The 2,763-nt window shown below is 52.1% G+C and carries 4 protein-coding genes; all 4 read left to right on the top strand.

The genetic code is table 11. From position 1 onward, the window contains the following. Positions 1-62 precede the first annotated feature (62 nt). The 4 genes from ACILQR_RS17440 (at position 63) to ACILQR_RS17425 (ending at position 2,257) form a co-directional block, all read left to right on the top strand. The gene (locus tag ACILQR_RS17440) at positions 63-371 is read left to right on the top strand and encodes a hypothetical protein (protein WP_395652629.1); all 309 of its coding nucleotides are present in this window, start codon (positions 63-65) and stop codon (positions 369-371) included. A gap of 78 nt (positions 372-449) precedes the next feature. After that, positions 450-722: a hypothetical protein gene (locus ACILQR_RS17435; RefSeq protein WP_395652628.1), complete on the top strand. Its 273-nt coding sequence runs from the start codon at positions 450-452 to the stop codon at positions 720-722. Between the two features lie 204 nt (positions 723-926). Then, a complete protein-coding gene (locus ACILQR_RS17430; RefSeq protein WP_395652627.1) occupies positions 927-1,154 on the top strand; it encodes a hypothetical protein in 228 nt (75 codons plus the stop codon). A gap of 98 nt (positions 1,155-1,252) precedes the next feature. Then, complete coding sequence (locus ACILQR_RS17425) at positions 1,253-2,257, top strand: DUF932 domain-containing protein (RefSeq protein ID WP_395652626.1); 1,005 nt, start codon at positions 1,253-1,255, stop codon at positions 2,255-2,257. Positions 2,258-2,763 lie beyond the last annotated feature (506 nt).

Genomic DNA, 2,763 nt, shown 5'->3' with positions numbered 1-2,763 from the left:
GGTCCATGCAAGGTGGCTCCTTGTGTGCTGAAGAGACAAGCCATTAACGAAAGGGCAATACCATGAACGAGTCCGCACTAATCCACATGATGACCGAAGAAATCCCAACCGATAACGAACGGCTCGCTGCCACAATAACGGCGAACCGTGCGCTGGCACAGTCAGGGCTGTACACGCTCAGCCATTACAACGGGAACCACGCCTGCTGGGACCTTAATCCTGACGCAGATATGCTGGCGATCTTCCCGCCGCCTGTGCTGGCCATGATTGTCGAATTCGCTACCCATGTCGTCACGACACGCTGCGAGGAGAACATCCTCGCCGTTAGCGGTAACAACGAGGAGATGGTCTTTCACGCTTCGATGGATTAATGTCGAAACCCCCGTTGGGGGTCCGCACGATCTAGCCTCCGTGCGCTGATGAGACAGGCTTAACGAAAGGCATTAACAATGGAAACCTTTAACGTGGAATTGAAGTTGACTGTGGACGAGGCCAAGAAGATTGCTGAGATACTGGAGTTTAAGGTCGGTGTCGAACAGGGCTTGGTCGATTACCACAAGAAGCGTTTGGCTGAGGCTGATGACGGCCACGGTAACCCTAAAGAGTTGCACAAGACGCTCATTAACGAGCATCGTGGCAGCCACAAGCAGATCAGTTACCTTCTCGGTGTCCTTAATATCGCCATTAAGGATGCACAGGAACGCACTAGCGAACCGTTCTGAAATGGCAGCGGTCCCCGACAAGGAAAGGACAACCTGACGGGGACCGCGCTCTGCTCCGCTTACACCAACCAGCACTTGCGGAGTACCCGTACCGTACAAGGGTAAACCCGTAGTGTCTTCGTCCAGTCCCGATCCCCCGTTGACAGTACCGCTGTACTAGATTACGATTGATTCCAACACCAACCAAGCCCTAGGAGGGCCACCATGAAGAAAACACCGAACCCCAACCTTGTCGAAGACGCACTAATGCTCTCGGCAGCACAAGAAGCAATGTGCGACGCTTTGGATCTCATCGAAGACGATGATCTCCGCCTTCAACTTGTCGATGCTTGTGCAGGTTATTGCGCAGCGTTCATTATCGGAGCAGCACACGCTCTCCAGCATGACGCTGAACAGAGCATCATCGAAGCCACCACACCATCAGTTAACTGATCGGTGGCATCAGGGAGAACAGGGGAGCCCCGCCTCTCTCCTGTTTCTCCTGATGCTCCCGCATCTCAACACCAACCAATAACCAATAGGAGACTTTAATGGACCCGAATCAAGGGCTGAACACAACCAGCCAAGGAACCTCGTTTGCTTATAACGCAAACAACGGCCACCCGTACCACAAACTTGGAACACCAGTAGACGGTTACGGAACCATCAACGAAATGCTTAAAGCCTCTAATGCCGACTACGAGGTCGAACTAGGCGGCATCTGCGCTTTCGATGAAAACGGAAATATGTACGACGTGGAAGACCACTTTGCGACCATGTGCAATACCAGCGAAGGCAAAAAGATCCTTGGCGTTGTCGGCAAGGGTTACGTCATTGAACAGAACCGTGAGGCTGCCGAGTTCGCTTACGACTGCGTAGGAGCCTCCCGTGGTGACGCTGTTATCGACACAATGGGCGTGATGAAGGAAGGCGCAGAGTTCTTCACCTATCTGCGTTTGGAGCCGCTGGTGCTAGATCCACGGGGCGTTAACGACAAACTGGAGATGGGTTTGGCTGTGCGAACCTCACACAACGGTTCGGTATCGCTGTGCGCTTACCCGACCGCTATCCGTTTGGTCTGCCGCAATTCGGTCACCATGTCGTTTAACGCTGCGAAGAAGCACGGCCAACTTGTAAAGGTCCGCCACACCAAGAATAAGACCGATTATAAGGCTGACGCTGTGCGAGCCCTTGGTATGGCAGCAAAAGTCCGTGAAGACTTTATTGCCAACGCCAACCTGATGATGAATTCATATGGAACCTTTAACGAGGTGCGTTACGTCGCTAACCAGTTGTGGCCGATTGATAACGATCCGTCACCACGAGCGGCGACGATCCACGAGAACCGTATCGAAACGCTGCACAACCTGTGGCTGTCCGATAACAATTCAAAAGGCTTTGGCGAAACGCTTTGGTCCGCATGGCAGACCATTGGCGAGTACCTTGACCACCATCGTGGTCTGACTCCCGACAAGCGTGCATACGCCTCTGTGACCCCAGAGTCGTCCATTAACACGCAAAAGCGTAAGGCTGCACAAATCCTCCTTGGTGTCTGACTATCTGGGGGTAGTCAACATTAAGGAAGCGAGTGGGACAGGGTTTCTCGGCCCTGTCCCATTCGCATTAATCAACCACAACAAGAGAGGAAAGTAATGAACATTTGGACAGTAGGTTTCGTCGTCTTCATGATCCTGTTTGTTATTTGGGGCGAGAAGATCAAGTGATTAACGTTGGCGATGAAGTAACCGTTAAAGGTGTTCAAGGCACATTCATTGTGCGGAACATCCGTGAAGAAAAGGACGGTCAGGTTATCGGAATGTTTGGTGGCACTAGGAACCCTTTGGGTCACCGATCATTCAGGTTCTTTACCGCCGACCGAGTACGCCCTATACCAGTAAAGCGATCCCGTAGGAAGGACATTAATGAAGACTGAAACGTTTACCGTTAAGTATGCGGTTATGGAGATCCGAGAGATCAAAGTGCCAGCAGCGTCACAGGAAGAAGCAGAGTCGTTAATCCAATGCCAGAAAGGTCTGTACTCAACAGGAAACCCGTTGCACGG

Origin of the sequence: Brevundimonas sp. (assembly GCF_044239655.1) — a bacterium.
Taxonomy (GTDB): Bacteria; Pseudomonadota; Alphaproteobacteria; order Caulobacterales; family Caulobacteraceae; genus Brevundimonas.
The sequence above is the reverse complement of the archived record's forward strand: the minus strand, read 5'-3'. Positions and strand labels throughout refer to the sequence as shown.

Excerpts from the sequence above, each read along its gene's own strand:
- ACILQR_RS17435 (WP_395652628.1), top strand. The coding sequence starts at position 450 with ATGGAAACCTTTAACGTGGAATTGAAGTTGACTGTGGACGAGGCCAAG.
- ACILQR_RS17425 (WP_395652626.1), top strand. The coding sequence starts at position 1,253 with ATGGACCCGAATCAAGGGCTGAACACAACCAGCCAAGGAACCTCGTTT.
- ACILQR_RS17440 (WP_395652629.1), top strand. The coding sequence starts at position 63 with ATGAACGAGTCCGCACTAATCCACATGATGACCGAAGAAATCCCAACC.
- ACILQR_RS17430 (WP_395652627.1), top strand. The coding sequence starts at position 927 with ATGAAGAAAACACCGAACCCCAACCTTGTCGAAGACGCACTAATGCTC.